General features: G+C 73.3%; 18 protein-coding genes. 15 read left to right on the top strand and 3 right to left on the bottom strand.

Annotated elements, in window-relative coordinates:
* Positions 1-25 precede the first annotated feature (25 nt).
* Together MICAU_RS24430 and MICAU_RS31560 are read left to right on the top strand one after the other, a co-directional pair.
* Positions 26-1,360, top strand: coding sequence for a bifunctional folylpolyglutamate synthase/dihydrofolate synthase (locus MICAU_RS24430; protein WP_013288026.1), 1,335 nt, complete (start codon positions 26-28; stop codon positions 1,358-1,360).
* A 197-nt stretch (positions 1,361-1,557) separates the two neighbouring features.
* Entirely contained in the window at positions 1,558-1,962 is a 405-nt protein-coding gene (locus MICAU_RS31560; protein ID WP_083791366.1) for a DUF4233 domain-containing protein, read from the top strand.
* A gap of 72 nt (positions 1,963-2,034) precedes the next feature.
* Here MICAU_RS31560 and MICAU_RS24420 read toward each other — a convergent pair whose 3' ends face one another.
* Positions 2,035-3,369, bottom strand: a complete 1,335-nt coding sequence (locus tag MICAU_RS24420; RefSeq protein WP_013288024.1) for a VOC family protein — start codon at positions 3,367-3,369, stop codon at positions 2,035-2,037.
* Positions 3,370-3,514: 145 nt separating this feature from the next.
* Between MICAU_RS24420 and ndk the strand changes: the two genes are divergently transcribed.
* Entirely contained in the window at positions 3,515-3,940 is a 426-nt protein-coding gene (gene ndk / locus MICAU_RS24415; RefSeq protein ID WP_013288023.1) for a nucleoside-diphosphate kinase, read from the top strand.
* Between the two features lie 61 nt (positions 3,941-4,001).
* Here ndk and MICAU_RS24410 read toward each other — a convergent pair whose 3' ends face one another.
* Complete coding sequence (locus MICAU_RS24410) at positions 4,002-4,442, bottom strand: carboxymuconolactone decarboxylase family protein (protein WP_013288022.1); 441 nt, start codon at positions 4,440-4,442, stop codon at positions 4,002-4,004.
* A gap of 195 nt (positions 4,443-4,637) precedes the next feature.
* On the opposite strand from MICAU_RS24410, the gene MICAU_RS24405 reads away from it, so the two are divergent.
* The 3 genes from MICAU_RS24405 to MICAU_RS24395 all read left to right on the top strand — a co-directional run bounded on the left by MICAU_RS24405 (position 4,638) and on the right by MICAU_RS24395 (position 10,607).
* Positions 4,638-6,197 (top strand): alkaline phosphatase D family protein, encoded by a 1,560-nt coding sequence (locus MICAU_RS24405; protein ID WP_013288021.1) that lies wholly within the window; start codon positions 4,638-4,640, stop codon positions 6,195-6,197.
* Positions 6,198-6,595: 398 nt separating this feature from the next.
* Entirely contained in the window at positions 6,596-9,742 is a 3,147-nt protein-coding gene (gene ileS / locus MICAU_RS24400; RefSeq protein ID WP_013288020.1) for an isoleucine--tRNA ligase, read from the top strand.
* Between the two features lie 157 nt (positions 9,743-9,899).
* A complete protein-coding gene (locus MICAU_RS24395; protein ID WP_013288019.1) occupies positions 9,900-10,607 on the top strand; it encodes a lysophospholipid acyltransferase family protein in 708 nt (235 codons plus the stop codon).
* 4 nt (positions 10,608-10,611) lie between these two features.
* Here the strand turns inward: MICAU_RS24395 and MICAU_RS24390 are convergent, their stop codons facing one another.
* Positions 10,612-12,480 carry a hypothetical protein gene (locus MICAU_RS24390; RefSeq protein WP_013288018.1) on the bottom strand — a complete coding sequence of 623 codons (1,869 nt, stop codon included), beginning with the start codon at positions 12,478-12,480 and terminating at the stop codon, positions 10,612-10,614.
* Positions 12,481-12,685: 205 nt separating this feature from the next.
* Between MICAU_RS24390 and MICAU_RS24385 the strand changes: the two genes are divergently transcribed.
* From MICAU_RS24385 to obgE, 9 genes are all read left to right on the top strand, one after another.
* Positions 12,686-14,671: a TIGR03960 family B12-binding radical SAM protein gene (locus MICAU_RS24385; RefSeq protein WP_013288017.1), complete on the top strand. Its 1,986-nt coding sequence runs from the start codon at positions 12,686-12,688 to the stop codon at positions 14,669-14,671.
* 170 nt (positions 14,672-14,841) lie between these two features.
* Positions 14,842-15,279 (top strand): hypothetical protein, encoded by a 438-nt coding sequence (locus MICAU_RS24380; RefSeq protein WP_013288016.1) that lies wholly within the window; start codon positions 14,842-14,844, stop codon positions 15,277-15,279.
* 13 nt (positions 15,280-15,292) lie between these two features.
* Positions 15,293-16,768: a hypothetical protein gene (locus MICAU_RS24375; protein ID WP_013288015.1), complete on the top strand. Its 1,476-nt coding sequence runs from the start codon at positions 15,293-15,295 to the stop codon at positions 16,766-16,768.
* A 10-nt stretch (positions 16,769-16,778) separates the two neighbouring features.
* Complete coding sequence (gene mycP / locus MICAU_RS24370; protein WP_013288014.1) at positions 16,779-18,239, top strand: type VII secretion-associated serine protease mycosin; 1,461 nt, start codon at positions 16,779-16,781, stop codon at positions 18,237-18,239.
* Positions 18,240-18,568: 329 nt separating this feature from the next.
* Positions 18,569-19,288, top strand: a complete 720-nt coding sequence (locus tag MICAU_RS24365; RefSeq protein ID WP_083395316.1) for a TIGR03936 family radical SAM-associated protein — start codon at positions 18,569-18,571, stop codon at positions 19,286-19,288.
* 130 nt (positions 19,289-19,418) lie between these two features.
* A complete protein-coding gene (locus tag MICAU_RS24360) occupies positions 19,419-22,697 on the top strand; it encodes an Rne/Rng family ribonuclease (RefSeq protein ID WP_013288012.1) in 3,279 nt (1,092 codons plus the stop codon).
* Between the two features lie 302 nt (positions 22,698-22,999).
* Complete coding sequence (gene rplU / locus MICAU_RS24355) at positions 23,000-23,314, top strand: 50S ribosomal protein L21 (RefSeq protein WP_013288011.1); 315 nt, start codon at positions 23,000-23,002, stop codon at positions 23,312-23,314.
* An 11-nt stretch (positions 23,315-23,325) separates the two neighbouring features.
* Complete coding sequence (gene rpmA / locus MICAU_RS24350) at positions 23,326-23,580, top strand: 50S ribosomal protein L27 (RefSeq protein WP_013288010.1); 255 nt, start codon at positions 23,326-23,328, stop codon at positions 23,578-23,580.
* A 90-nt stretch (positions 23,581-23,670) separates the two neighbouring features.
* Positions 23,671-25,122 carry a GTPase ObgE gene (gene obgE, locus MICAU_RS24345; protein ID WP_013288009.1) on the top strand — a complete coding sequence of 484 codons (1,452 nt, stop codon included), beginning with the start codon at positions 23,671-23,673 and terminating at the stop codon, positions 25,120-25,122.
* Positions 25,123-25,148 lie beyond the last annotated feature (26 nt).

Raw genomic sequence — 25,148 nt, 5'->3', positions numbered from 1 at the left:
AGTCGCGAACGAAAGATGGCTCCGCATGACCGACCGCACCGAGTTCGCCGAGGTGGAAGCCGCGCTCAACGCGCGCGGCTTCACCCGGATGCACTTCGAGCTGGAGAAGATCGAGACCCTGCTCGACCTGCTGGGCAGCCCGCAGCGGGCGTACCCGTCGATCCACCTGACCGGCACCAACGGCAAGACCTCGACGGCCCGGATGATCGACTCGCTGCTGCGGGCGTTCGGGCTGCACACCGGCCGCTACACCAGCCCGCACCTGGAGACCGTCCGGGAGCGGATCAGCCTGGACGGCGAGCCGGTGGGCGAGGACCGGTTCGTGTCCACGTACCGTGAGATCGCGCCGCTGGCCGAGCTGGTCGACCAGCGGTTCGCCGAGCCGCTGACGTACTTCGACATGACCACGGCGCTGGCGTTCGCCACGTTCGCCGACGCCCCGGTCGACGTGGCGGTGGTGGAGGTCGGGCTCGGCGGCGCGGAGGACGCGACGAACGTCATCCAGGCCGGCGTCGCCGTGATCACCCCGATCGGGCTGGACCACACCGAGTGGCTCGGCGACACGATCGAGGACATCGCGCTGCACAAGGCGGGCATCATCCACCCCGGTGCCACGGTGATCGCGGCGGCGCAGGAGGAGGAGGCGGCCCGACCGATCCTGGAACGCTGCGCCGAGGTCAACGCCACCGTCGCGCGCGAGGGCGCCGAGTTCGGCGTGCTGCGCCGCGCGGTCGCGGTCGGCGGCCAGGTGCTGACCATCCAGGGCCTGGGCGGGGTGTACGAGGAGATCTTCATCCCGCTGCACGGCGCGCACCAGGCGCAGAACGCGGCGGTGGCGCTTGCGGCGGTGGAGGCGTTCCTCGGTGCCGGCGCCCGGCGGCAGCTCGACATCGAGGCGGTCCGTGAGGGCTTCGCCGCGACCAGTTCGCCGGGCCGGCTGGAGCGGGTGCGTAGCGCCCCGACGGTGCTGCTCGACGGCGCGCACAACCCGCACGGGATGGCCGCCACGGTCGCCGCCGTGCAGGAGGAGTTCGCGTTCAGCAAGCTCGTCGGCGTGCTGGCGGTGCTCGGCGACAAGGACGCGGCGAGCCTGCTGGAACTGCTCGAACCGGTGCTCGACTCGATCGTGGTGGCGGAGAACAGCTCGGCCCGGGCGCTGCCGGTGGACGAGCTGGCCGCGCTGGCGCGGGAGATCTTCGGGCCGGAGCGGGTGCAGGTGGCCCGGGACATGCCGGACGCCATCGAGGCGGCAGTGGCGGAGACCGAGTCGGACGTGCCGGGCGAACTGTCCGGGGTGGGCGTGCTGATCACCGGATCGGTGGTGACAGTGGCCGACGCCCGCCGGCTGCTCAAGCGATGACCGGCCCGCAGCAGCGCCCGACCGGCGCTGAGCCGCCGACCGGCGCTGAGCGGCCGACCGGCGCTGAGCGGCCGACCGGCGCTGAGCGGCCGACCGGCGCTGAGCGCCCGACCGGCCCGGAGCAGCCGACCGGCACTGAGCAGCCGACCGGCGCTGAGCAGCCGACGGGGCCGGAGCAGGCGGGCGGCGTTGAGCGGCTGGTCGGTCCGGAACAGGCGGCCGGTTCGGAGCAGGCAGGCGGCTCGGAGCCGGTGGGCGGCGTGCGACGGTCCGGGCTGCGGAACCCGGACAAGGCAGTGCGCGGACTCGGCGCCGGCACGATGTCGCTGGAGGCGCTGGTGCTGCTGCTGGCCATCCAGCCGATCCGGGTGGTCGGCGGTGACCTGAGCGGCGCGGCGATCGGCGCGATCGTGGCGCTGGCGGTCGCCTGTGTGGTGCTCGCCGGCATGATGCGCCGCCCGTGGGCGTGGTACGCCGGCACCGTGATCCAGGGACTGCTGCTGCTCTCCGGGCTGCTGCACTGGTCGCTGTTCGCGCTGGGTGTGATGTTCGCGCTGGTGTGGGCGTACGCGCTGCACGTGCGGCGGGTCATCCTCGGCTGAGCGCCGTCGCGCGGTTGCGCGTGTTAAGAGGGGCCCCTTCCTCTACCTGAGGCGTTAAGAAGGGGCCCTTCCTTACACCTGGGCGAGCGTGCGCCACTGCGTCAGCGCGACGCCGTGGCCGTCGGGGTCGCGGAAGGCCGCCGCCCACACCTCCAGCTTGGTGCCCCGGTTGACGACGCGCGGGGCGTACGTGAACCGGACGCCGGAGTCGCGCAACCGCTCGTACGCCCCCTGGATGTCGTCCACCTCCAGGTTCACATGCACCAGGCGACGGCTGATCGGGGCGGCGCCGGTCACCCGGCGCAGCACCAGCCGGGTCGGCCCGGAGGAGAGCACGGCGTTGCCCTCGCCCCGGTCCAGCTCGTCGAAGCCGAGTTCCCGGTAGAAGTCGAGGGACCGGTCCAGGTCGGTGACGAGCAGCGTGATGCCGACGCCGCTGATCGGGCTGGCCAGCTCGTCCGGCTCGGCCGCGCCGGACGGGCCGAAGATCGCCTCGTCCAGCTCCTCGGCGGTCGGCGGCGCGTCGGAGCGCCGCGGCGCGTCCGAGGGGTCGTCCAGCGGCACGTCGATCGGGTCGGGCACGGTGTCGGACCGTCCGGAGTCGGCCGGTTCGGAGTCGACGAACACGGTCTCGACCGGCACGGTGTCGACCGGCTCCTCGGCCGGCGAGCGGGGGGCCGGGGCGCGGCGGGGGAGCGGGCCGGAGCCGGCCGCGCGCTCGGCCCGCTCAACGAGCTGCCCCTCCAGCACCACCGGGCCGCCGGGGCTCTGGTGCAGCACCACCGGCTCGCGTTCCTCGGCCCGGGGCGGGACGTCGTCCAGGTACGGGTCCGGCGCGGGCGGGTAGTCGTCGCGGAAGTCGTCCTCCGGCGCGCGCCCGGCCCACGGCGGCGCCTCCTGCGCGATCAGCGGCTCGTCCAGCGGGTCCGGCTCGGCGGCGTACTCGGGCGGCAGGTCGGCCACCGCGGCGGCGCTCTCCGCGTGCGTGGGCACCTCGTCCCAGAGCACGCGTACGTGCCGCTGGTCGTCCAGCGCCACCCGGACCGGCAGCGCCTGGCCCAGCGAGGGCCACTTGGCGACCGGCACCCGAGGCTCGATGATCTTCTTGGAGCGGGGCGGCAGCCCCGGCGCGTCGATGACCAGTTGCAGCTCGCACCGGCCGAACGCGTACTGGGTAGGCGGCTCGGAGGCGCTGTGCACGTGCCCGAGGCCGATCACCCAGGTGCGGCCGCCGCCGCGTACCGTGGCCAGGGCGATCGCCAGCACCAGCAGCGCGACGCCGAGGGCCACGATGGCCCAGCTGGTCATGCCGAGCCCGAACACGGTCACGAAGGTGGCGACGGTGCCCAGCACCGCGCCGATCAGTTTGCGTACCGGCGCGATCGTGCGGTTCCCGCCATTCGCCACAGTGGACCTCCCAGGGGTTCCAGGGCCAGGCTAGGCCGCCGCGGCGGGCCAGGGAAGACGCAGCCGCCGCGCCGGCGCCGGGACCGGGTCGCTACGCTGACCGTACCCAGCCGAACCCCGTTTGAGTGCGCAGGAGGAACCCAGCGTGTCCAGCAGCAGCCCGGACGAGCGGTCGCTCGTACTGATCAAGCCCGACGCGGTGCGCCGCGGTCTGGTGGGCGAGATCCTGTCCCGTTTCGAGCGCAAGGGCCTGCGGATCGACGCGATGGTGAGCCGGACCATGGACGGCGACTTCGCCGACCAGCACTACGCCGAGCACGTCGACAAGCCGTTCTACCCGCCGCTGAAGACGTTCATGACCAGCGGCCCGCTGGTGGCGCTGGTGCTCTCCGGCGACCAGGTGGTCGAGGTCGTGCGTGCAATGATCGGCAGCACCGACGGCCGCAAGGCCGCCGCCGGCACCATCCGCGGCGACCTGTCGCTGTCGAACCGGGAGAACCTGGTGCACGCCTCCGACTCGGCGGACAGCGCCAAGCGCGAGATCGCGCTCTGGTTCCCCGAGCTGGCCTGACCCACGCGCCGACGGCCCCGGCCCGCATCTTCGCGGGACCGGGGCCGTCGTGTGTCAGCGATCAGACCTGCGCCGGCGGCTGCGTCCGGCAGGTCACCGCGACCCGGTTCCACACGTTGATGGTGGCGATCGCCATCACCAGATCCGCCAGCTCCTTCTCCGACCACACCTTCGCCGCGGCGTCCCAGACGTCGTCCGGCACGCCGTGCTCGCCGAGCCGGGTCACCGCGTCGGTGAGGGCCAGCGCGGCCCGCTCCCGCTCGTCGAAGAACGGCGCCTCGCGCCACGCCGCGACGGCGAACAGCCGGCGGCTGTCCTCCCCGGCCGCCAGCGCCTCGCGGCTGTGCATGTCGACGCAGAACGCGCAGCCGTTGCGCATCGACGCCCGCAGCTTCACCAGCTCCAGCACGGTGTGGTCCACGTTCGCCCGGACGTACTTCTCCAGGCCCAGCACGGCCTGGTACGCCTCGGGCGCCACCGCCGCCATGTCCATCCGGCTCATCGCCGCCTCCTTGAGGGTTCGGGTACGCGCACAGGACGGGGCACGGCGGGCGCGGTGTGACGGCCCGGCGGTGTGACGGTGGTCATGCCGGGGCGCTGGACAGCAGTCGTTGACGTGCCGGTCACCTCGACCGGAGTTCCCGGCCACCTGCGGCCGGTAGACCGGCTGGCGACACTGCCGAGACCGGGAGAACCCATGACGCACTTCGATCGACGTACCCTGCTCCGCGCCGGCCTGGTCGCCGGTGCCGGAGTCGCCGGCGGCGCGCTGCTCGGCGCGCCCGGCGCGCCCGCCGCACCCGGCCTGCGGCGCAGCGGCCGGCCGCTGCTCACCCACGGCGTGCAGAGCGGCGACGTGACTGCCGACTCGGCGCTGGTCTGGACCCGCGCGGACCGGCCCGGCCGGATGCTGGTCGAGGTCAGCCGCCGGCCGGACCTGCGCGGCGCCCGCCTGGTGCGCGGCCCGGTGGTCGACCCCACCGGCGACCTCACCGGCAAGGTCCGCCTGCGCGGCCTGCCCGCGGGGGAGCGGCTGCACTACCGGGTACGGGTGGAGAGCCTGGACCGGCACGGCCTGTGCAGCGAGCCGCTGACCGGTTCGTTCGCCACCGCCCCCGGGCGGCACCAGCGGCGTGACGTGCGGTTCGTGTGGACCGGCGACATCGTCGGGCAGGGCTGGGGGATCAGCACCGACTTCGACGGCCTGGCGATCTTCCGGGCCATGCGGGAGCGCCGCCCGGACTTCTTCCTGTGCAGCGGCGACACCGTGTACGCCGACGGGCCGCTGGCCGAGAGCGTGGTCCTGCCCGACGGCCGCACCTGGCGCAACCTGGTGACGCCGGAGAAGAGCAAGGTGGCCGAGACGCTCGCCGAGTACCGGGGGCAGTTCGCGTACAACCTGCTCGACGAGCACCTGCGGGCGTTCGCCGCCCAGGTGCCGCAGATCAACCAGTGGGACGACCACGAGGTGGTGAACAACTGGTACCCGGGGGAGATCCTGACCGACGAGCGGTACGGCGAGAAGCGCGTGGACGTGCTCGCCGCCCGGGCCCGGCAGGCGTTCCACGAGTGGCTGCCGGTGCCGTCGGGCGGGCCGATGTACCGCAAGCTGTCGTACGGGCCGCTGCTGGACGTGTTCGTGCTGGACATGCGCACCTACAAGGACCCCAACGACGGCAACACGTACGCCGACCGCAACCGGGGCCTGCTCGGCAAGGCGCAGCGGGAGTGGCTGATCCGCGAGCTGCGCGCCTCCCGGGCCACCTGGAAGGTGATCGCCAACGACCTGCCGATCGGCCTGGTGGTGCCGGACGGGGCAGGCTCCCAGGAGGGCGTCGCGCAGGGCGACCACGGCGCGCCGGCCGGCCGGGAGCTGGAGTTCGCCGAGGTGCTGCGCGCCTCGCACCGGGCCGGGGTGACCGGGCTGGTGTTCCTCACCGCCGACGTGCACTACACCGCCGCCCACCACTACGACCCGGCGCGCGCCGCGGTGCGGGACTTCAGCCCGTTCTGGGAGTTCGTCTCCGGCCCGGCGCACGCCGGCGCGTTCGGGCCGAACGCGCTGGACGGCACGTTCGGCCCGAAGGCGGTCTTCGTGCACGCCCCGCCGCGCGCGAACACCTCCCCGGCCGAGGGCTTCCAGCACTTCGGCGAGGTGACCATCGACGGCCCGTCGGCGGCCCTCACGGTCCACCTCCGCGACCGCACCGGCGCCTCCCTCTGGACCACCACCCTCCCCGCCCCCACCTCCCGCTGACCCCACCCCGCCCTGGATGCGTTGATCATGAAGTTGGCGGCGATGTGGATCTCGGATCTGGCCGTCAACTTCATGATCGACGGGGCAGGGGCGGGGCGGGGAGAGGCGGGGCGGGTGATACTCGGCGGCGCGGTGGGTGGGGGGTCGAGTACGCTTGATGGACACAGGCGACGACCCGGCCATCACCGGCGAGCCTCCGGAAGAACGGCCGGGTCACCGGCTCAGTAGAACCGGACGGGACCGGCCCGTCACAGCCGGCCAACGAGCGGGCGGTCGCACCTCGGCCGCCAAGCGGGGTGGTACCGCGGGCCACACCCGGGCGCCGGTCACGGCGTACCGGATTCGGCTCGTCCTCGCAGACCACGGACGAGTGAGCTGCTGAGGGAGAGCGACAGGCGATGGCCTATCCGTTGCACGACCCGACCGGCGCCGGTGTACCGGCGAGCCCGGACCTGCCCGCGGTCGAGCGCCGGGTGCTGGAGCACTGGACGGCCGACAAGACCTTCGAGGCGTCAGTCGAGGCCCGCGACGCCGGCCGGGACGGCGAGAACGAGTACGTCTTCTACGACGGCCCGCCGTTCGCCAACGGCCTGCCGCACTACGGCCACCTGTTCACCGGCTACGTCAAGGACGTGGTGCCGCGCTACCAGACCATGCGTGGCAGGCACGTCGAGCGCCGGTTCGGCTGGGACTGCCACGGCCTGCCCGCCGAGGTGGTGGCCGAGAAGCAGCTCGGCATCACCACGAAGGCGGAGATCCTCGACCTCGGCGTGGCCCGGTTCAACGACGCCTGCCGCACGTCGGTGCTGGAGTTCACCCACGACTGGGAGCGGTACGTCACCCGGCAGGCCCGCTGGGTCGACTTCGCCAACGACTACAAGACGCTCGACCTGGACTACATGGAAAGCGTCATGTGGGCCTTCAAGACCCTGCACGACAAGGGTCTGGTCTACGAGGGCTTCCGGGTGCTCGCGTACTGCTGGCGGTGCGAGACGCCGCTGTCGAACACCGAGACCCGGATGGACGACGTCTACCGGGACCGGCACGACCCGACGCTCACCGTCTGGTTCGAGCTGACCGCCGACGAGAACGCGCCGGAGCCGCTGCGCGGGCCGGTCAAGCTGGGCGTCTGGACGACCACGCCGTGGACGCTGCCGTCGAACCTGGCGCTCGCCGTCGGCCCCGACATCGAGTACGCGCTGCTGGAACGCGACGGTGAGCGCTACGTCGTCGGTGCCGCGCGCCTCGGCGCGTACGCCAAGGAACTGGAGGGGTACGAGCAGGTCGGCACCGTGTACGGCCGCGACCTGGTCGGACGCCGCTACACGCCGCTGTACGACTTCCTCGTCGAGCCGGCCGGCCCGAACGCGTACCAGGTGCTCGGCGCGGACTTCGTGACCACCGAGGACGGCACCGGGATCGTCCACCTGGCGCCCGCCTTCGGTGAGGACGACCAGAACACCTGCAACGCCGCCGGCATCCCCACCGTCGTGACGGTGGACGACCACACCCGGTTCACCGCGCTGGTCCCGCCGTACCAGGGCGAGCAGGTCTTCGACGTGAACAAGCCGGTGATCCGGGAGCTGAAGGAGCGGGGGGTGGTGCTGCGGCAGGACACCTACACCCACTCCTACCCGCACTGCTGGCGCTGCGACACCCCGCTGGTCTACAAGGCGGTGTCGTCGTGGTTCGTCGCCGTGTCGACGTTCAAGGACCGGATGGTCGAGCTGAACCAGCAGATCAACTGGACCCCCGGGCACATCAAGGACGGCTCGTTCGGCAAGTGGCTGGCGAACGCCCGGGACTGGTCGATCAGCCGGAACCGGTTCTGGGGCTCGCCGATCCCGGTGTGGAAGTCCGACGACCCGAACCACCCGCGGGTGGACGTGTACGGCTCGCTGGAGCAGATCGAGCGGGACTTCGGCGTACGCCTGACCGACCTGCACCGGCCGGCGGTGGACGACCTGGTCCGCCCCAACCCGGACGACCCGACGGGCAAGTCGATGATGCGCCGGGTGCCGGAGGTGCTGGACTGCTGGTTCGAGTCCGGCTCGATGCCGTTCGCCCAGGTGCACTACCCGTTCGAGAACCGCGAGTGGTTCGAGCACCACTACCCGGGTGACTTCATCGTCGAGTACATCGGGCAGACCCGCGGCTGGTTCTACACCATGCACGTGCTGGCCACCGCGCTGTTCGACAGGCCGGCGTTCCGCAACTGCCTGAGCCACGGCATCCTGCTCGGCTCGGACGGGCGCAAGATGTCCAAGAGCCTGCGCAACTACCCGGACGTCTACCACGTGTTCGACTCGTACGGGTCGGACGCGATGCGGTGGATGCTGATGTCCTCGCCGGTGCTGCGCGGCGGCGACATGGCGGTCACCGAGTCGGGCATCCGGGACGCGGTGCGCCAGGTGCTGCTGCCGCTGTGGAACGTCTGGTACTTCTTCTCGCTGTACGCCAACGCCGACGGCCACACCGCGCGTCGTCGTACCGACTCCACGAACGTGCTCGACCGGTACGTGCTGGCGAAGACGAACGAGCTGGTCGCGACCGTCGGCGCGCAGATGGACGCGTACGACATCTCCGGCGCGTGCGCCACCGTGCGGTCCTACCTGGACGCGCTGACGAACTGGTACGTGCGCCGGTCCCGGGACCGGTTCTGGGCCGGCGACGCGGACGCGTTCGACACGCTGTGGACCGTGCTGGAGACGCTGTGCCGGGTGGTGGCGCCGCTGGCGCCGCTGACCGCCGAGGAGATCTGGCGCGGGCTGACCGGCGAGCGGTCGGTGCACCTGACCGACTGGCCGCAGGCGGAGGAGTTCCCGGCCGACCACGAGCTGGTCTCCGCGATGGACAACGTCCGGGCGGTCGCCTCGGCGGCGCTGTCGCTGCGCAAGGCCAAGGGCCTGCGGGTACGGCTGCCGCTGGCGAAGCTCACAGTGGCGTCGCCCGTCGCCGCCCAGCTGCGGCCCTTCGCCGATCTGGTCGCCGACGAGGTGAACGTCAAGGAGGTCGTGCTCACCGACGAGGTGTCCGCGTACTGCCAGCAGGTGCTCACCGTGGTGCCGCGGGCGCTCGGCCCGCGCGTCGGCAAGGCCGTCCAGCAGGTCATCAAGGCGGTCAAGGCGGGGGAGTGGGAGCTGCGCGACGGCGCCCCGGTCGCCGCCGGGGTCACGCTCGCCGAGGGCGAGTACGAGCTGCGCCTGGTCGCCGCCGACGCCGAGCACTCCGCGCCGCTGCCCGGCGGTGAGGGAGTGGTCGTGCTGGACACCGAGGTCACACCGGAACTCGCAGCCGAAGGGCTGGCCCGGGACGTGGTCCGGGTCGTGCAGCAGGCCCGCCGGGAGGCCGACCTCGACGTGTCCGACCGGATCACGGTGGCCGTCTCCGCCTCGGAGGAGGTGCGCGCGGCCGTCGCCGCGTACACCGGGTTCGTGGCCCGGGAGGTGCTCGCCGACAGCATCGACTTCGCCGAGGGCCTCGACGGCTTCGACGGCGAGGCCGGCGAGGGCGAGCGCGTAACGGTGACGGTCCGCAAGGTGTGATGTAAGGCGGGGGCCCTTCTTAACGCCTCAGGTAGAGGAGGGGCCCCTGCTTAACACCCGCACCCAGCGAGTGGACTGCGGACCACCCGCTCGGTGGCGGACGGCCGCGTCGGCTACCGTGACAGCGCCTGTTTCACGTACGACCGCCGGAGGACCCGTGCCCCTGCTCTACACCATCGGCAAGCTCACCGTGGCGCCCGCGCTCCGGTTGGCCTTCCGTCCGCACGTGGAGGGTTTGGAGCACATCCCGGCGACCGGCGGCGCGATCTTCGCCAGCAACCACCTCTCCGTCGCCGACGAACTGCTCCTCGGCACCGTGGTGCCCCGCCACCTGGCGTTCTGGGCCAAGTCGGAGTACTTCAAGGGCACCGGGCTCAAGGGCGGCTTCTCCAAGTTCGTGCTCACCGGGCTGGGCGCGATCCCGGTCGAGCGGGCCGGCGGCCGGGCCGCGCTGACCGCGTTCGACGCGGCGATCCCGGTGCTCAAGGCCGGTGACCTGGTCGCCGTCTACCCGGAGGGCACCCGCTCCCCGGACGGGCGTCTCTACCGCGGGCGCACCGGCACCGTCCGGCTGGCGATCGCCGCCGGCGTGCCGATCATCCCGGTCGGCGTGACCGGCACCGACAAGGCCCAGCCGATCGGTACGCGGATCCCGCGACCGGGCCGCGCCAAGATCACCATCAAGTTCGGCAAGCCACTGGACTTCACCGGCCGCCCCGACGACCGCACCTCGCTGCGCGCGATGACCGACGAGATGATGGCCGAGATCCAGAAGCTCAGCGGCCAGGAGTACGTCCCGCGCTACGCCCCGAAGCGCGCCGACCAGACCGCAGGCGACCAGGCCGGCGGCGAGCAGACCGCCTGAGCGGTCAGGACTTCGGCACCACCACGCGCTGGCGCAGGTCGTTCAGCAGCCGCCCGCTGTCGTCCACAGACAGCCGGGTGAACACGCCCGTGGTGAGGCTGCCGTGGTCGGCCGAGACACAGACCACCACCGAGTCGCCGTCCGCCCGGCCCACGGCGCAGCGCTCGTGGCGCCCCCGTACGCCGGTGTCCACGGCCACCGACTCCTTCAGGGCGTAGTCCCCGGCGAGGCGGTCGAGTTCCGCCTTGGCGTCCGACTCCGGGCTGAACCGCAGCCCGGTGCTGCCGAACAACGTCACCCGCTTGCCGTCGCTCGTGCTGTAGATGCCGGCGAACGTGTCCTCGGCGAGCAGGTTCGCCTCGCGTACCTGGGATTTCAGCTCCTCGGCGGCGGTTCGGCTGCTCTCGTCCTGGCGCAGCCGCATCGAGTCGATCTGGTCCGGGAGGGTGGCGCTGGCCGGGTACTGGCTGGAGATCGGCTGGAACCACCAGAGCGGGAGGCCGCAGCAGCAGGCGACGGAGAGCAGCAGCACCCAGGGCCAGCGACGCCGGCGGCGGGTCCGCTTGGGCGGCTGCTGCCAGCCCGGCGGCGGTGCGACAGGCGGCCCGGCCTTGCCCCGGCGCTGCTTCGGCGGCCGTCCGGGCTTCGCCGGCGGAGCGACGGGCGCCGCGGGCGGCAGCGGCCGGGCGGCGGGCGGACCGGGGTGGTGCGGCGGCGAGACCGGCCGGGCCGGTCCGGGGTACGGCGGGCTGTGCGGCGGTGGTGAGACCGGCCGGGCTGCGGGCGGCGCGGGACGGGCCGGTGGCGCCGGTTGCGGGGCGGGGTGGGCCGCCGGTGGCGCCGGATGGGCCGGGTGGGGGTTGTCCGGCGCGGCCCAGGGCGCGGTGTAGGGCAGCGTCGGCGTCGGCGGCGGCAGTTCGGGGGCGTGCAGCTCCCAGCCGGTGGTGTCCACCCCGGCCCACGGGTCGACCGGCGTGGCGTGCTCCGGCGATGCCAGCGGCGGCACCGGCGTGGGCTCGGCGGACTCGCCCCAGGCGGGCCGTCGCGGCGGCGGTGGCGGGACGGCGGCGGAACCGCTCCAGCGGGGCGCGGGCGCGTCGACCCGGGTCGGATCGGGGGTGTTCTCCACGCGGGTCGGGTCCGGCGTGTTCGCCGACGGCATGCGGTCTTGGGCGTTCTCGACCTTGGTGGGGTCAGGCGTGGCCGCGGCCCGGGGCGGCTGCGGCGCGACGTCGATCCGGGTCGGATCCGGCTGCCGCCCGGTCCGGGGAGTGGGTACGGGCGTGGTGCGGCCCGGAACCGCCGCGGATCCCCGAGCCCGGGTGACCGGTACGGGCGGAGTGCCGCCCGGCGTTCCGGCGTCGGCAGTCGGAGCCTCGTCGCCGGTAGGCGCGTCGGCCGGCATTCCGGCGTTGCCGGAGAAGGCGTCGGCGGTCGTCGCGCTCGCCTGGGGGCCGGCCCTGCCGGTGGGGGCGGCGGCGTCGTCGGCCGGTGGGTGCGGGCTCGCGCTGTCGAGCGGGGCGGTGCTGGCCGGGTCCGCCGGTTCGGCTGCTTGGTCCCGCCGTGCCGGTTCAGCCTGCTCGGACGGTTCCGGGCGGTCGTCCCGCAGCGCCTGCTCGGCCGGCTCGTCCAGCCGCGCGGGTCCGGCCTGCTCCGACTGCTCGCTGGGCTCGCTGTCGGCGGCGCCGGACGGCTGGTCGGCCGCCGTCGCGCCGGGGGTCCGGTCGTCGGCGGCCTCCGGTGTGCCGGACGGGGACGCCGGAGCCGAGGCGCCGGTGGCGTCCTCGGTGTCGGCGGCGGTCGCCGGCTCGGTGACGGACGGCATCTCGGCCCCGTCGGCCGGCCGGTCCGCCCCCGGCTGCGGCTGCGGCATCGCGGCAATCTCCTCTCGGCCCGTTGCGAGGTTAGTACCGCCCCGCCACCCGGGACGAATTCCGCCCCGGTCCCCGGCCCCACTCCGGTGATCAAGGAGTTCGTGCCCGTGGAAGCGCCGGACAGCACACAAACTCCTTGATCAACGCGGCGGACACGGGCGCGGGCGCGGGAGAAGGCGGGGGCACCGCGTACGCTTGGGCATCATGAGTGCCCCGTCCACGACCCCGCGTCCCGCCGCCGCCAACTCGGTCTGGCCCCGGCTGGAGCCGTTGCTGCCGCAGGTGACCAAGCCCATCCAGTACGTGGGTGGAGAGCTGGGAGCGGTGGTCAAGGACTGGGACGCCGCGACCGTCCGGTGGGCGCTGATGTACCCGGACGCGTACGAGGTGGGCCTGCCCAACCAGGGCGTGCAGATCCTGTACGAGGTGCTCAACGAGCTGCCCGACGTGCTGGCCGAGCGGACGTACGCGGTCTGGCCCGACCTGGAGAAGCTGATGCGCGCCCACGGCGTGCCGCAGTTCACCGTCGACGCCCACCGCCCGGTGCGTGACTTCGACGTGTTCGGCGTCTCGTTCTCCACCGAGCTGGGCTACACCAACCTGCTCACCGCGATCGACCTGGCCGGCATCCCGCTGCTCGCCGCCGACCGCACCGACGCCGACCCGGTGATCGTGGCCGGCGGGCACGCCGCGTTCAACCCGGAGCCGATCGCCGACTTCGTCGACGCCGCGGTGCTCGGCGACGGCGAGGAGGCGGTGCTGGAGATCACCGCCATCGTCCGGGAGTGGAAGACGGAGGGCTCCCCGGGCGGCCGCGACGAGCTGCTGCTGCGGCTGGCCCGCACCGAGAGCGTGTACGTGCCGCGCTTCTACGACGTCGACTACCTGCCCGACGGCCGGATCCAGCGGGTCGTGCCGAACCGGCCGGACGTGCCGTTCCGGGTGCACAAACGCACCACCATGGACCTGGACGCCTGGCCGTACCCGAAGAAGCCCCTGGTGCCGCTCGCCGAGACGGTGCACGAGCGGTACGCGGTGGAGATCTTCCGGGGCTGCACCCGTGGCTGCCGGTTCTGCCAGGCCGGCATGATCACCCGCCCGGTGCGGGAGCGGTCGATCACCACCGTCGGCCAGATGGTCAAGGAAGGGCTGGAGTTCTCCGGTTTCCACGAGGTCGGCCTGCTGTCGCTGTCGTCGGCCGACCACTCCGAGATCGGCGACATGTGCTCCGGCCTGGCCGAGCAGTACGCGGGCACGAACGTCTCGCTGTCGCTGCCGTCGACCCGGGTGGACGCGTTCAACATCGACCTGGCCCAGGAGCTGTCCCGCAACGGGCGGCGGACCGGTCTGACCTTCGCGCCCGAGGGCGGGTCGGAGCGGATCCGCAAGGTGATCAACAAGATGGTGTCGAAGGAAGACCTCATCCGTACGGTGGTCACCGCGTACTCCAACGGCTGGCGGCAGGTGAAGCTCTACTTCATGTGCGGCCTGCCCACCGAGACCGACGAGGACGTCCTCGAGATCGCCGACATGGCGCACGAGGTGATCCGGGCCGGCCGCGCGGCCACCGGGTCGAAGGACATCCGCTGCACGGTCTCCATCGGCGGGTTCGTGCCGAAGCCGCACACCCCGTTCCAGTGGGCCTCGATGGAGCGGCCGGAGGTCATCGACGGCCGGCTCAAGCTGCTCAAGCAGGCGATCAACAGCGACCGGTCGCTGGGCCGGGCGATCGGCTTCCGCTACCACGACGGCGAGCCGTCGCTGATCGAGGGCCTGCTCTCCCGGGGCGACCGCCGGGTCGGCGCGGTGATCCGCAAGGTCTGGGAGAACGGCGGCCGGTTCGACGGCTGGAGCGAGCACTTCTCCTACCAGCGGTGGGTGGACGCCGCCACCGAGGTGCTGCCGGCATACGGCGTGGACCTCGACTGGTACACCACCCGGCAGCGCGAGGAGCTGGAGGTCCTGCCCTGGGACCACCTCGACTCCGGCCTGGACAAGGACTGGCTCTGGCAGGACTGGCAGGACTCGCTGTCGGAGTACGAGCAGGACGACTGCCGCTGGACGCCCTGCTTCGACTGCGGCGTCTGCCCGTCCATGGACACCGAGATCCAGATCGGCCCGACCGGCCGCAAGCTGCTGCCGCTCACCCCGGTCAACGGGCTGAAGCTGCCCGCAGCCGCCCAGGGCTGACGCCGCCCGCACTCACCGGAGCGCGGGAACCCGACCGGGTTCCCGCGCTCCGTCGTCCTTCCCGGGTGACCGTCGCGGTACGCGGGGTGGGGGTGCCCCGACTGGTCCTTCCTCGATACGCTGCGTCCGTAATGGACCGGCCGGGGCCGGCAGCGGGGAGGACAGGCAGCATGGGCATCAATCCGCCGGACACCGGCGATCTGCACGTCAGCGTCGAGGACCTGGATGCGGCGGCCGAGTACATCGAGCGCCTCAAGCAGTACGTCGAGGACACCATCTCCTGGGAGATGGAGCGCATCAAGGAGCGGATGAAGGGCGACAGCGGCAACGCGCAGACGGTGCCCAACGGCACCCCGTTCGGCGCGTACGAGGACGCCCGGATGCAGTGGCAGGCGCTGACCACGTCCACCGCCAGCATGGAGGCCCATCTCAAGGCCATCTCCATGAAGCTGGCCGGCCTGAAGCAGGGCACACAGGACATCGCCAAGGCGTTCCGCGACGCCGAGGCCCGCAACGCGGCCAACGGCAAGGACATCGAGCGTCTGCTGGAGTCCGCGGCCCCGCCGCCGGACGCCGGGCAGCAGCCCACCTACCCGTACACGGCCTGAGGGGGAGACGGTCATGGCAGGAGGCACCTGGGAGCGTTGCGTCCGTGAGGTGACGCTCTCGGCGGACCCGGAAACCGTCGGATCGGTCGGCGCGGGCTGGAAGAACCTCTCCACGGCGCTCGGCCACCTACGCGACTCGCTGGTGGGCCGTTCGTTCGTCGGCCCGATCGCGGCCGGCCAGGAGCGCCCGCACACCGGCGGCCTGCCCGGGATGCTCGCCGGCTGGAAGGGCAGCGGCGGCGACGCGTACCGCGAGCACCTGTCCGAGATCGGCAAGGACATCGAGGAACTCATCACGCACGCCAGCAACGTCAGCGGCGCGCTGTCGCGGATCGAGGGCGACATCCGTACGGCGGTGGCGAGCATCCCGATCCCGCTGATGGACAACTTCGGCTGGAACGAGTGGAGCCTGCCCGGCGGCACCGAGCTGGACGACGCGCGCGACGGTGAGAGCCAGTCCGGCTTCCTGGCCGCGCTGCGCAGCGACTACCAGGGCAACCAGGCGTTGTACGCCGACGGCGCGTTCCGCGACAAGGCCGACGACCTCGAAGCCACCATGAAGATCGACGGCAACGCCAGCGACCAGAAGCGGGGCGGCTGGTGGGACACCAAGTCGCACCTCGACAACTGGTACCGCGACAACCAGCAGGCGGCCAACAAGGCGATGTCGCCGCTGCCGGCAGCGGTCGAGGCCGAGCGCCCCAAGCTGGCCGTACCCCGTCCCACGGACAGCGAACTGGGCGACGGCTACCGCGGCGACCCGCGCGTTCCCCCGACGGGTGTGCCCGGCGGCGGCCTGCCGGGTGGCGGTGCGCCCGGCGGCGGCATGCCCGGCGGTGGCGGCCCCATGCCGTCCATCGGCAGCACCGGCATCGGTGGTGGCACGCCCGGCGGCGGTTCGTTCACGCCGCCCCCGGGTGGGCCCGGCAGCGGCATCCCCGGCGGCGGCTCCTACACCCCGCCGACCACCGGGGGGATCCCCGAGCTCGGTGGCGCCCCCGGCTCGGGCACCCCGGAGTACGGCAGTGGTCTGGCCGGCGCGGGCGGGCCCGGCACGATCACCGCAGGCGGGCCGGGCACGCTCGGTCTGGGCGGCGGTGGCGCGGGTGGACTGAGCGCCGGTGGCGGCGGCTTCGGTGGTGGTGGCGCCGGCCTGGGCTCGGCCGGCGGGATCGGCGGCGGTGGGATCGGCGCGGCCGGCGGCATGGCCATGGGCGGTCTGCCCGGCATGGTCGGCGGTGGCAACGGCAAGGTTCCGCCACTGACCAGCGCGGCCAGCGCGTTGAAGGCCGCGGCCGCGGCGGGACCGGGCGGCGCGGGCGGCGCGCGTGGCGGGATGGCCGGCGCCGGGATGATGGGCGGCGGAATGATGGGCGGTCACGGCGGCGCCGGTCACGGCGGCGACGCGGCGGGGCACTCGTCATGGTTGACTGAGGACGACGATCCGTGGGGTGCCGGTGACGGTGCGTCCCCGGGCATCCTGCGATGAGGACGGACGGATGAAGGTGCACGTCGGCGCGCTCCGGCCGGTGACGGCCGGTCTGCTTGCCGGACTGATGCTGCTGGGTGCTGCCCAGCCGGCGGTGGCCGCGCCGCGCCGCGCCGAGCAGTGGTATCTGGACGAGCTGCGGATCGACCGGGCGCATCAGATCTCCACCGGGCGGGGCGTCGTCGTCGGCGTGCTGGACACCGGTGTGGACGCCGGGCACCCCGACATGCGGGGCCGGGTCCTGGCCGGGGGCAGCACCCGTGACTCCGGCGACGGCCGGCGCGACCCGGACGGCCACGGCACCCACATGGCCGGGATCATCGCGGCCAACGGGACCGGGGTGGTCGGCATCGCGCCCGACGCCCGGATCCTGCCCATCCGGAAGCCCGTCGGCGCGGCGGCCACCAAGGACGACTCCGCGACCGGCATCCGGATGGCCGTCGACGGCGGTGCGAAGGTGCTCAACCTGTCGTACGGCGGCGCCGGGCCCGTGGAGGAGGTCGAGGAGGCCGCGATCCGGTACGCGCTGGAGCGCGACGTGGTCGTGGTGGCCGCCGCCGGCAACGTCCGGCAGGCCGGCCCGGACGTCGTCTCACCCGCCAAGATCCCCGGCGTGATCGCGGTGACCGGCACGGTCCGGGGCGGGGGTTTCTGGTCCGGATCGGCCCAGGGCCCGGAAGCGGTGATCGCCGCGCCCGGCGACGAGGTCTACAACATCGGCCCGGACCGGGGCTATGGCTGGGGGGACGGCACATCCGACGCCGCCGCCGTCGTCTCCGGCGTCGCGGCACTGATCCGGTCGAAGCACCCGAAGCTCTCCGCGCCCGACGTGATCAACCGGATGATCCGTACCGCCCGGGACGCCGGGCCGCCCGGCCGCGACCCGCGGTTCGGCTTCGGCCGGATCGACCCGGTGGCGGCGCTCACCGCAGATGTGCCGTCGGTGTCGGCGAACCCGCTGCTCGGGGCCGCCGCGCCGAGCGCGTCCGCGCCACCGGCCGCCGCCGAGGACGACAACTTCGACGTGACGAAGTACGGCGACCGGGGCGGCCCCACCGACCAGCAGGTGATGGTGATCGGCATCGGCATCGCCGTGGCGCTCGTGGTGCTGCTGGCGCTCGTGGTGTTCCTGATCTGGAACCGCCGCCGTCACCGGCGTGAGCTGGCGAAGGTCGGCTCCATCCCGGACGAGGCACTGGACCGGATGGACGCCGGTGGGCAGGGCCCGCCGGTGCCCGCCGGTCACGCCGCCCCGCCGCCCGGCTACGGCCCACCCGGCGGCTACCCGCCACCCGGCGCGCACCCCCAGCCGGGCGGATACCCCCAGCCGGGCGGATACCCCCAGCAGGGCGGCTACCCGCAGCCGGGTGGGTACCCCCAGCCCGGCGCGGGCGCCTACCCGCCCCAGGGCCAGGCCCACACCCCACCCGGCCAGAGCCCGTACGCCCCACCCGGCGACCCCCGCCCCTGACCGACCCCGCACCCGACCCGCCCCACAAGCCCCCCCCGCCCGCCCCACCCCCACCCCCGCACCGCCCAACCCGACGATCATGAAGTTGACGCCGAAGTTGATCTCCGATTTCGCCGTTAACCTCATGATCGACCGGGCGGAGATGGGGTGGGGTGGGGGCGGGGGTCGGGGTTTGTGGGGGTTTGGGGTGGGTGGGGTGGCCCCGGGTGTGGGGCGCGGTGGGCGCTGCGTCAGGATGAGACCGATACGCAGGCACAGCCGAGGAGCTCACGATCGCCAGAAAGCCTCAACCCGAGGGCGGCCAGGCCCCCGTCGTCCAGCGGGTCCGTATCCGGTACGCCAAGCGTGGGCCGCTGCGGTTCACCTCGCACCGGGACTTCGCCCGGGCCTTCGAGCGCGCGCTGCGCCGGGCCGGCGTGCCGATCGCCTTCTCTCAGGGGTTCACCCCGCACCCGAAGATCTCGTACGCCTCGGCCGCCCCGACGGGCGTGGCGAGCGAGGCCGAGTACCTGGAGATCGGGCTCCGTGAGCCGGTCGACCCGGCACGGCTGCGTGAGGCGCTCGACGCCGCTCTCTCGCCCGGGCTCGACGTGATCGACGCGGTGGAGGCCGTCGGCGGCAGCCTGGCGGACCGGATCGAGGCGTCGTACTGGCGGATCGAGCTGCCCGAGGTCGACCCGAAGGTGCTCGCGGAGGCCGTGGCGGCCTTCACGGCTGCCGAGGAGATCCAGGTCGAGCGGATGACCAAGCAGGGGCGGCGTACCTTCGACGCCCGTGCGGCAGTGGTGTCGATCGATGCCATGGCTCCGGCTGAGACGCCTTCCGGGGCGGCGGCCGTACCGTGTGCGATACTCGAACTGGTCGTGCGGCAGGTCACCCCGTCCGTTCGGCCCGATGACGTCCTGTCCGGCCTCCGTGCGGTGGCCGCCCTGGAGCCGCCGGTCACCCCGAAGGTGATCCGGCTGGCGCAGGGCACGCTGACCGCGCAGGGCGAGATCGTCGATCCGTTGGAAGCGGATCGCGACGGGGCAACCATCGGAGAGCGCTGACCGTCGGTCAACGCTCTGGCAGGCAGACTTCGGCGGTCGCGCGTTTGCGCGCCCGGCGGAAACACCTTTGCGGCAACCCTGCGTGGCAGCGCTCACCCGCGCCCGGGGCGGCCAGAACTGGAGAACGTCCATGCTCGAGAACGAGCCCGAGGGCGGCGAACGGACCGGCGCAGAGCCGGCCGGGACGACCGCCGACAGCGCCACCACCGCCTCCGGCAGCGCCGCGAGCGCGACCTCTGCCGGCGCCGGGGGAGCCACCACGGAAGGCACCGTGGAGGGCGTCGCGGAGACCAAGCCGCCCGCCCGTAAGCGGGCCAGCCGCCGCAAGGCCGCTCCGCTGAACCAGCCGGAGCAGACCGACGCGCCGGTCGAGGCGTCCACAACGGTGACCGGCAGCGGCGAGTCGCCGCAGGCCGAGGTGCTCGCGCCGGTGGCCGGTGAGTTGGACACCGCGCCGAAGACCACCCGGCGGCGTCGTAAGGCGACGCCGGCGAAGGCGGTCGAGGAGCCGGTGGCCGCGGCCGGTGTGGAGGCCGCCTCGGAGGAGGTCGTGCCGCCGGTCAAGGTGACCCGGACCCGCCGTCGCAAGGCCACGCCGGCTGCCGAGACCGTCGCGCCGGACGAGACCACCGCCGCGGGGCAGGCGCCCGCGGACGGCGTGATCGACGGACCGGTCTCCGCGCCCGGTGGCGACCTGATCGCCGAGGGACGCGCCGACATCGACGGCGGCGAGACCGCCGCACCGGGCGAGGCCGTCACCGCGGGTACCGCCGCCGAGACTGCACCGCAGGCCCCCACCGGCCGGCGCAGGGCCACCACCAGCAGGACCAAGGCCGCCGGCGCAGGCAAGGCGAGCACCGGCGGCATCGGTGAGACCACCGGCGAGGACGTCGAGGACGCCGAGGACGCCGAGGCCGAGGCCATGGCAGACGCGAGCGCCGCGGCTGCGCGTACCGAAGAGGTGAACCTGGCCCGCAGCGGCGGCCCGGCCGATGCGACGGGCGTCGTGTCGACGGGTGCCGCCGTGCCGCGCGCGGCCGAGGAGCCGGCCGAGACGCCGCCGGCCACCAGCCGCCGGCGTCGTGCCGCGCTCTCCGCGCCAACCGTCCTGTTCATGGCGCCGCAGCCCGACGAGGCGCCGGCCGTCCAGGTGACGTACCCGGCCGCCGAGGAGCCGATCGAGGAAGCGGTCGAGACCGGCCGGCGCCGCCGTCGCGGCCGCCGTGAGGTCGAGCCGGTCGAGGCCGAGGTCGAGCCGGAGGTCGCCGAGGAGGAGCTCGCCGCCGAGGCCGAGGAGACCGCCGAGGGGGACGAGGACGACGAGACGGCCGCGGGCCGGCGTCGCCGCCGCCGGGGCCGCCGGGGTCGTGGCCGGGGCAAGGGCGGCGCGGACGAGGTCGACGACGAGGACGTCGAGGAGCCCGCCGCGGCCGAGGCCGAGGGTGAGGCCGAGGAGCCGGCGGAGGACGAGGAGGCCGAGGGCGAGGGGATGACCCGTCGCCGTCGCCGTCGTCGCCGCCGGGGCGCCGGCGAGGCGGACACCGCCGCCGAGGACGGCGTGCCGACCGTCGTCAAGATCCGTGAGCCGCGCAAGCCGGTCGACGAGGTGCAGGGTGTCTCCGGCTCGACCCGGCTGGAGGCCAAGCGGCAACGCCGGCGGGACGGCCGCGAGCAGCGGCGTACGCGGCCGCCGATCCTGAGCGAGTCGGAGTTCCTGGCCCGCCGCGAGGCGGTGGACCGGGTGATGGTGGTCCGCCAGCGCGGCGACCGCACCCAGATCGCGGTGCTCGAGGACGGCGTGCTCGTGGAGCACTACGTCACGCGGAACTCGTCCGGCACGATGGCCGGAAACGTCTACCTGGGCAAGGTCCAGAACGTCCTGCCGAGCATGGAGGCGGCCTTCGTCGACATCGGGCGCGGGCGCAACGCGGTCCTGTACGCCGGTGAGGTCAACTGGGACGCCACCGGCCTGGAGGGCCGGGCCCGCTCGATCGAGCAGGCGCTGCGCTCCGGCGACTCGGTGCTGGTGCAGGTGACCAAGGACCCGATCGGGCACAAGGGCGCGCGGCTGACCAGCCACATCGCGCTCTCCGGCCGGCACCTGGTCTACGTGCCCAACGGCAACGCCTCCGGGATCAGCCGCAAGCTGCCCGACACCGAGCGCAAGCGGCTGCGGGACGTGCTGAAGAAGCTGGTGCCGGACGGCGCCGGGGTGATCGTCCGGACCGCGGCCGAGGGTGCCAGCGAGGACGAGCTGGCGCGCGACGTCAAGCGGCTCCAGGCGCAGTGGGAGGACATCCAGGCCAAGGCGACCGAGGGCGGCGCTCCGGTGCTGCTCTACGAGGAGCCGGACCTGGTCATCCGCGTGGTCCGGGACCTCTTCAACGAGGACTTCCGCGAGCTGGTCATCGAGGGCGAGCCCGCGTACGACCTGGTCGAGTCGTACCTGTCGCACGTGTCGCCGGACCTGGTGGCGCGGCTGCGCCGGCACGCCGGGGTGGCGGACGTGTTCGCCGAGTACCGGATCGACGAGCAGATCCTCAAGGGGCTGGACCGCAAGGTCTTCCTCCCCTCGGGCGGCTCGCTGGTGATCGACCGCACCGAGGCGATGACTGTCGTCGACGTCAACACCGGCAAGTACACCGGCTCCGGTGGCAACCTGGAGGAGACGGTCACCCGCAACAACCTGGAGGCGGCCGAGGAGATCGTGCGTCAGCTGCGGCTGCGCGACCTCGGCGGCATCGTGGTGATCGACTTCATCGACATGGTGCTGGAGTCGAACCGGGAGCTGGTGCTGCGCCGGCTCACCGAGTGCCTCGGCCGGGACCGTACGAAGCACCAGGTCACCGAGATCACCTCGCTCGGCCTGGTGCAGATGACCCGTAAGCGCATCGGCGCGGGCCTGCTGGAGGCGTTCAGCGAGACCTGCGAGTGCTGCAAGGGCCGGGGCGTGATCATCCACACCGAGCCGGTGCCGGAGAAGCCGCGCGGCGGGGCGGGGGAGAAGGTCAAGGCGGTCGCCTCGGCGGTCGCCGCGCCGGCCGAGGAGAAGGGCCGCCGCCGGGGCCGCAAGGCCGCCGCGGAGAAGCCCGCGGTGGAGGCCGCGCCGGAGCAGCCCTCCGCGCAGCCGCAGGCAGTCACCGAGGCGACGGCCGCCCCGGAGCGGACCGTCGCCGAGGTGGTCGAGACCGACGACGACTACTACGACACCCAGGGCTACGACCTGTCCCGGTTCGAGACGGACACGCCCGCCGCCCCGGCGATCGCGGACAGCCAGGAGGGCGACTCGGCCCGGCTGGCCGCCGCCGACGACCCGGACGCGATCGGTGACGGAGACAACGACGACGACAGCGGCGCCCCGCGCCGGCGGGCGCGCCGTGGTGGTGCCCGGCGGCGTACGCGGCCGTGAGGCTTTAGCGCGCTGACCTGCGCGAACAGGGCCCCCGATCCGCCGGGAAGAGGCGGGGCGGGGGCCCTGTCGTGTCCGTCGAGCAGGGCGGAGAGGCACCGACCGGCAGCCCGGTTTGGGGGGCGGGCCGGGTATGGCGTACGCTTGCCTGCGGCGCACTTTGGTGTGCCGAGTTCCCGCGTGCCCGCGCCGCCGGTGTCACGGCTCCCGGCGAGACGCCGTGGGAACGACCGTCGACGGTGTGACAGCCGGCAACGGTGCAATAGACGCCAGCAGCCTCAACGACAGGGAGTCCGCCTCCGATGTACGCGATCGTCAAGACCGGCGGCAAGCAGTACAAGGTCGCCGAGGGCGACGTGATCGAGGTCGAGAAGCTCGCCGGTGCCCCCGGCGACGCGGTGAAGCTCACCGCGGTGCTCCTCGTCGACGGTGACGACCTGGTGACCGAAGCGGCGAAGCTCGCCAAGGTCGCGGTGTCCGGCGAGATCGCCGCGCACACCAAGGGCCCGAAGATCCGGATCCACAAGTTCAAGAACAAGACCGGCTACCACAAGCGCCAGGGTCACCGCCAGCCGCTGACCCAGGTCAAGGTGACCGGCATCTCCAGCGGGAAGTAGGTCGTCCTCCAATGGCTCACAAAAAGGGTGCGTCCAGCTCGCGTAACGGCCGTGACTCCGCGGCCCAGCGGCTCGGCGTGAAGCGCTTCGGTGGTCAGGTCGTCAGCGCGGGTGAGATCCTCATCCGTCAGCGTGGCACCAAGTTCCACCCCGGTGACCTGGTCGGCCGTGGCGGCGACGACACGCTGTTCGCGCTGGCCGCCGGCTCGGTGCAGTTCGGCACCAAGCGCGGTCGCAAGACCGTCAGCATCGTGCCTCAGCAGTAGTTCTGTAAGCGTTGCGGGCCGCGGACCTCGAGTCCCGGCCCGCTTCGCTTTTCCCCGTGCGGGGCGGACCCCGCTGGAAGGATTGGCGTCGTGACGACGTTCGTTGACCGGGTCGTCCTGCACATGCAGGCCGGCGACGGCGGGCACGGCTGTGTCTCGATCCACCGGGAGAAGTTCAAGCCGTTCGGCGGGCCGGACGGCGGCAACGGCGGCCACGGCGGCAGCGTGTCGCTGGTGGTCGACCCGCAGGTCACCACGCTGCTCGACTTCCACTTCCGGCCGCACCTGAAGGCCGAGAACGGCAAGGGCGGCGCCGGCTCGAACCGGGACGGCGCCAACGGCCGTGACCTGGTCATCAAGGTGCCGAACGGCACCGTCGTGCAGAGCCTCGACGGCGAGGTGCTGGCCGACCTGGTCGGCGTCGGCACCACGTTCGAGGCGGCCCGGGGCGGCCGGGGCGGGCGCGGCAACGCCTCGCTGGCGAACGCCCGCCGCAAGGCGCCGGGCTTCGCCGAGCTGGGTGAGCCCGGCGACCGGCTGGACGTCGTGCTGGAGCTCAAGAGCGTCGCCGACGTGGGCCTGGTCGGCTTCCCGTCGGCGGGCAAGTCGTCGCTGATCTCGGTGATCTCCGCGGCCAAGCCGAAGATCGCCGACTACCCCTTCACCACGCTGGTGCCCAACCTGGGCGTGGTGCGGGTGGACAACCACACCTTCACCGTCGCCGACGTGCCGGGCCTGATCCCGGGCGCGGCCAGCGGCAAGGGCCTGGGCCTGGAGTTCCTCCGCCACGTCGAGCGCTGCGCCGTGCTGGTGCACGTGATCGACACCGCGACGCTGGAGCCCGGCCGCGACCCGCTCGCCGACATCGACGCCATCGAGTCGGAGCTGTCCCAGTACGGCGGCCTGGCCGACCGGCCCCGGCTGGTCGCGCTCAACAAGGTCGACGTGCCGGACGGCAAGGACCTCGCCGACATCGTCCGCCCCGACCTGGAGGCGCGCGGCCTGCGCGTGTTCGACGTCTCGGCCGCCACCCGGGAGGGCCTGCGGGAGCTGACGTACGCGATGGCGGAGCTGGTCGACCAGGGCCGCCGGGCCGCCCCACCGGCCGAGCCGACCCGGATCGTGATCCGCCCGAAGGCGGTCGACGACGCCGGCTTCACCATCGAGGCCGAGCCGGACGGCTCGTACACGGTGCGCGGCAGCCGGCCGGAGCGCTGGGTGAAGCAGACCAACTTCGACAACGACGAGGCAGTGGGTTACCTGGCCGACCGGCTGGCCCGCCTCGGCGTCGAGGAGAAGCTCGCGAAGGCCGGCGCGCAGGCCGGTGACCTGGTGCGCATCGGCGACCGGGAGTTCGACTGGCAGCCGACGCTCTACGCCGGTGTCGACTTCGTGCCCGGTAACCGGGGCACCGACGTACGGCTGGAGGAGAAGTCGAACCGTCCGTCGGCGTCCGACCGGCTGGCGGCCCGCAAGGCCCGCCGGGTCCGGCCGGAGGACGAGGTCGAGGCCGCGCCCGCGGCGGAAGCGGACGCCGAGTAGCCGTTTGCGGGTCGGTGGCGGGAAAC

The organism is Micromonospora aurantiaca ATCC 27029 (genome assembly GCF_000145235.1).
In the GTDB taxonomy this organism is placed as follows: Bacteria; Actinomycetota; Actinomycetes; order Mycobacteriales; family Micromonosporaceae; genus Micromonospora; species Micromonospora aurantiaca.
The sequence above is the reverse complement of the archived record's forward strand: the minus strand, read 5'-3'. Positions and strand labels throughout refer to the sequence as shown.

Excerpts from the sequence above, each read along its gene's own strand:
- MICAU_RS24430 (WP_013288026.1), top strand. The coding sequence starts at position 26 with ATGACCGACCGCACCGAGTTCGCCGAGGTGGAAGCCGCGCTCAACGCG.
- mycP (WP_013288014.1), top strand. The coding sequence starts at position 16,779 with ATGAAGGTGCACGTCGGCGCGCTCCGGCCGGTGACGGCCGGTCTGCTT.
- MICAU_RS24360 (WP_013288012.1), top strand. The coding sequence starts at position 19,419 with ATGCTCGAGAACGAGCCCGAGGGCGGCGAACGGACCGGCGCAGAGCCG.
- MICAU_RS24375 (WP_013288015.1), top strand. The coding sequence starts at position 15,293 with ATGGCAGGAGGCACCTGGGAGCGTTGCGTCCGTGAGGTGACGCTCTCG.
- MICAU_RS24380 (WP_013288016.1), top strand. The coding sequence starts at position 14,842 with ATGGGCATCAATCCGCCGGACACCGGCGATCTGCACGTCAGCGTCGAG.
- rpmA (WP_013288010.1), top strand. The coding sequence starts at position 23,326 with ATGGCTCACAAAAAGGGTGCGTCCAGCTCGCGTAACGGCCGTGACTCC.
- MICAU_RS24385 (WP_013288017.1), top strand. The coding sequence starts at position 12,686 with ATGAGTGCCCCGTCCACGACCCCGCGTCCCGCCGCCGCCAACTCGGTC.
- MICAU_RS24410 (WP_013288022.1), bottom strand. The coding sequence starts at position 4,442 with ATGAGCCGGATGGACATGGCGGCGGTGGCGCCCGAGGCGTACCAGGCC.
- rplU (WP_013288011.1), top strand. The coding sequence starts at position 23,000 with ATGTACGCGATCGTCAAGACCGGCGGCAAGCAGTACAAGGTCGCCGAG.
- ileS (WP_013288020.1), top strand. The coding sequence starts at position 6,596 with ATGGCCTATCCGTTGCACGACCCGACCGGCGCCGGTGTACCGGCGAGC.
- MICAU_RS24405 (WP_013288021.1), top strand. The coding sequence starts at position 4,638 with ATGACGCACTTCGATCGACGTACCCTGCTCCGCGCCGGCCTGGTCGCC.
- MICAU_RS24390 (WP_013288018.1), bottom strand. The coding sequence starts at position 12,480 with ATGCCGCAGCCGCAGCCGGGGGCGGACCGGCCGGCCGACGGGGCCGAG.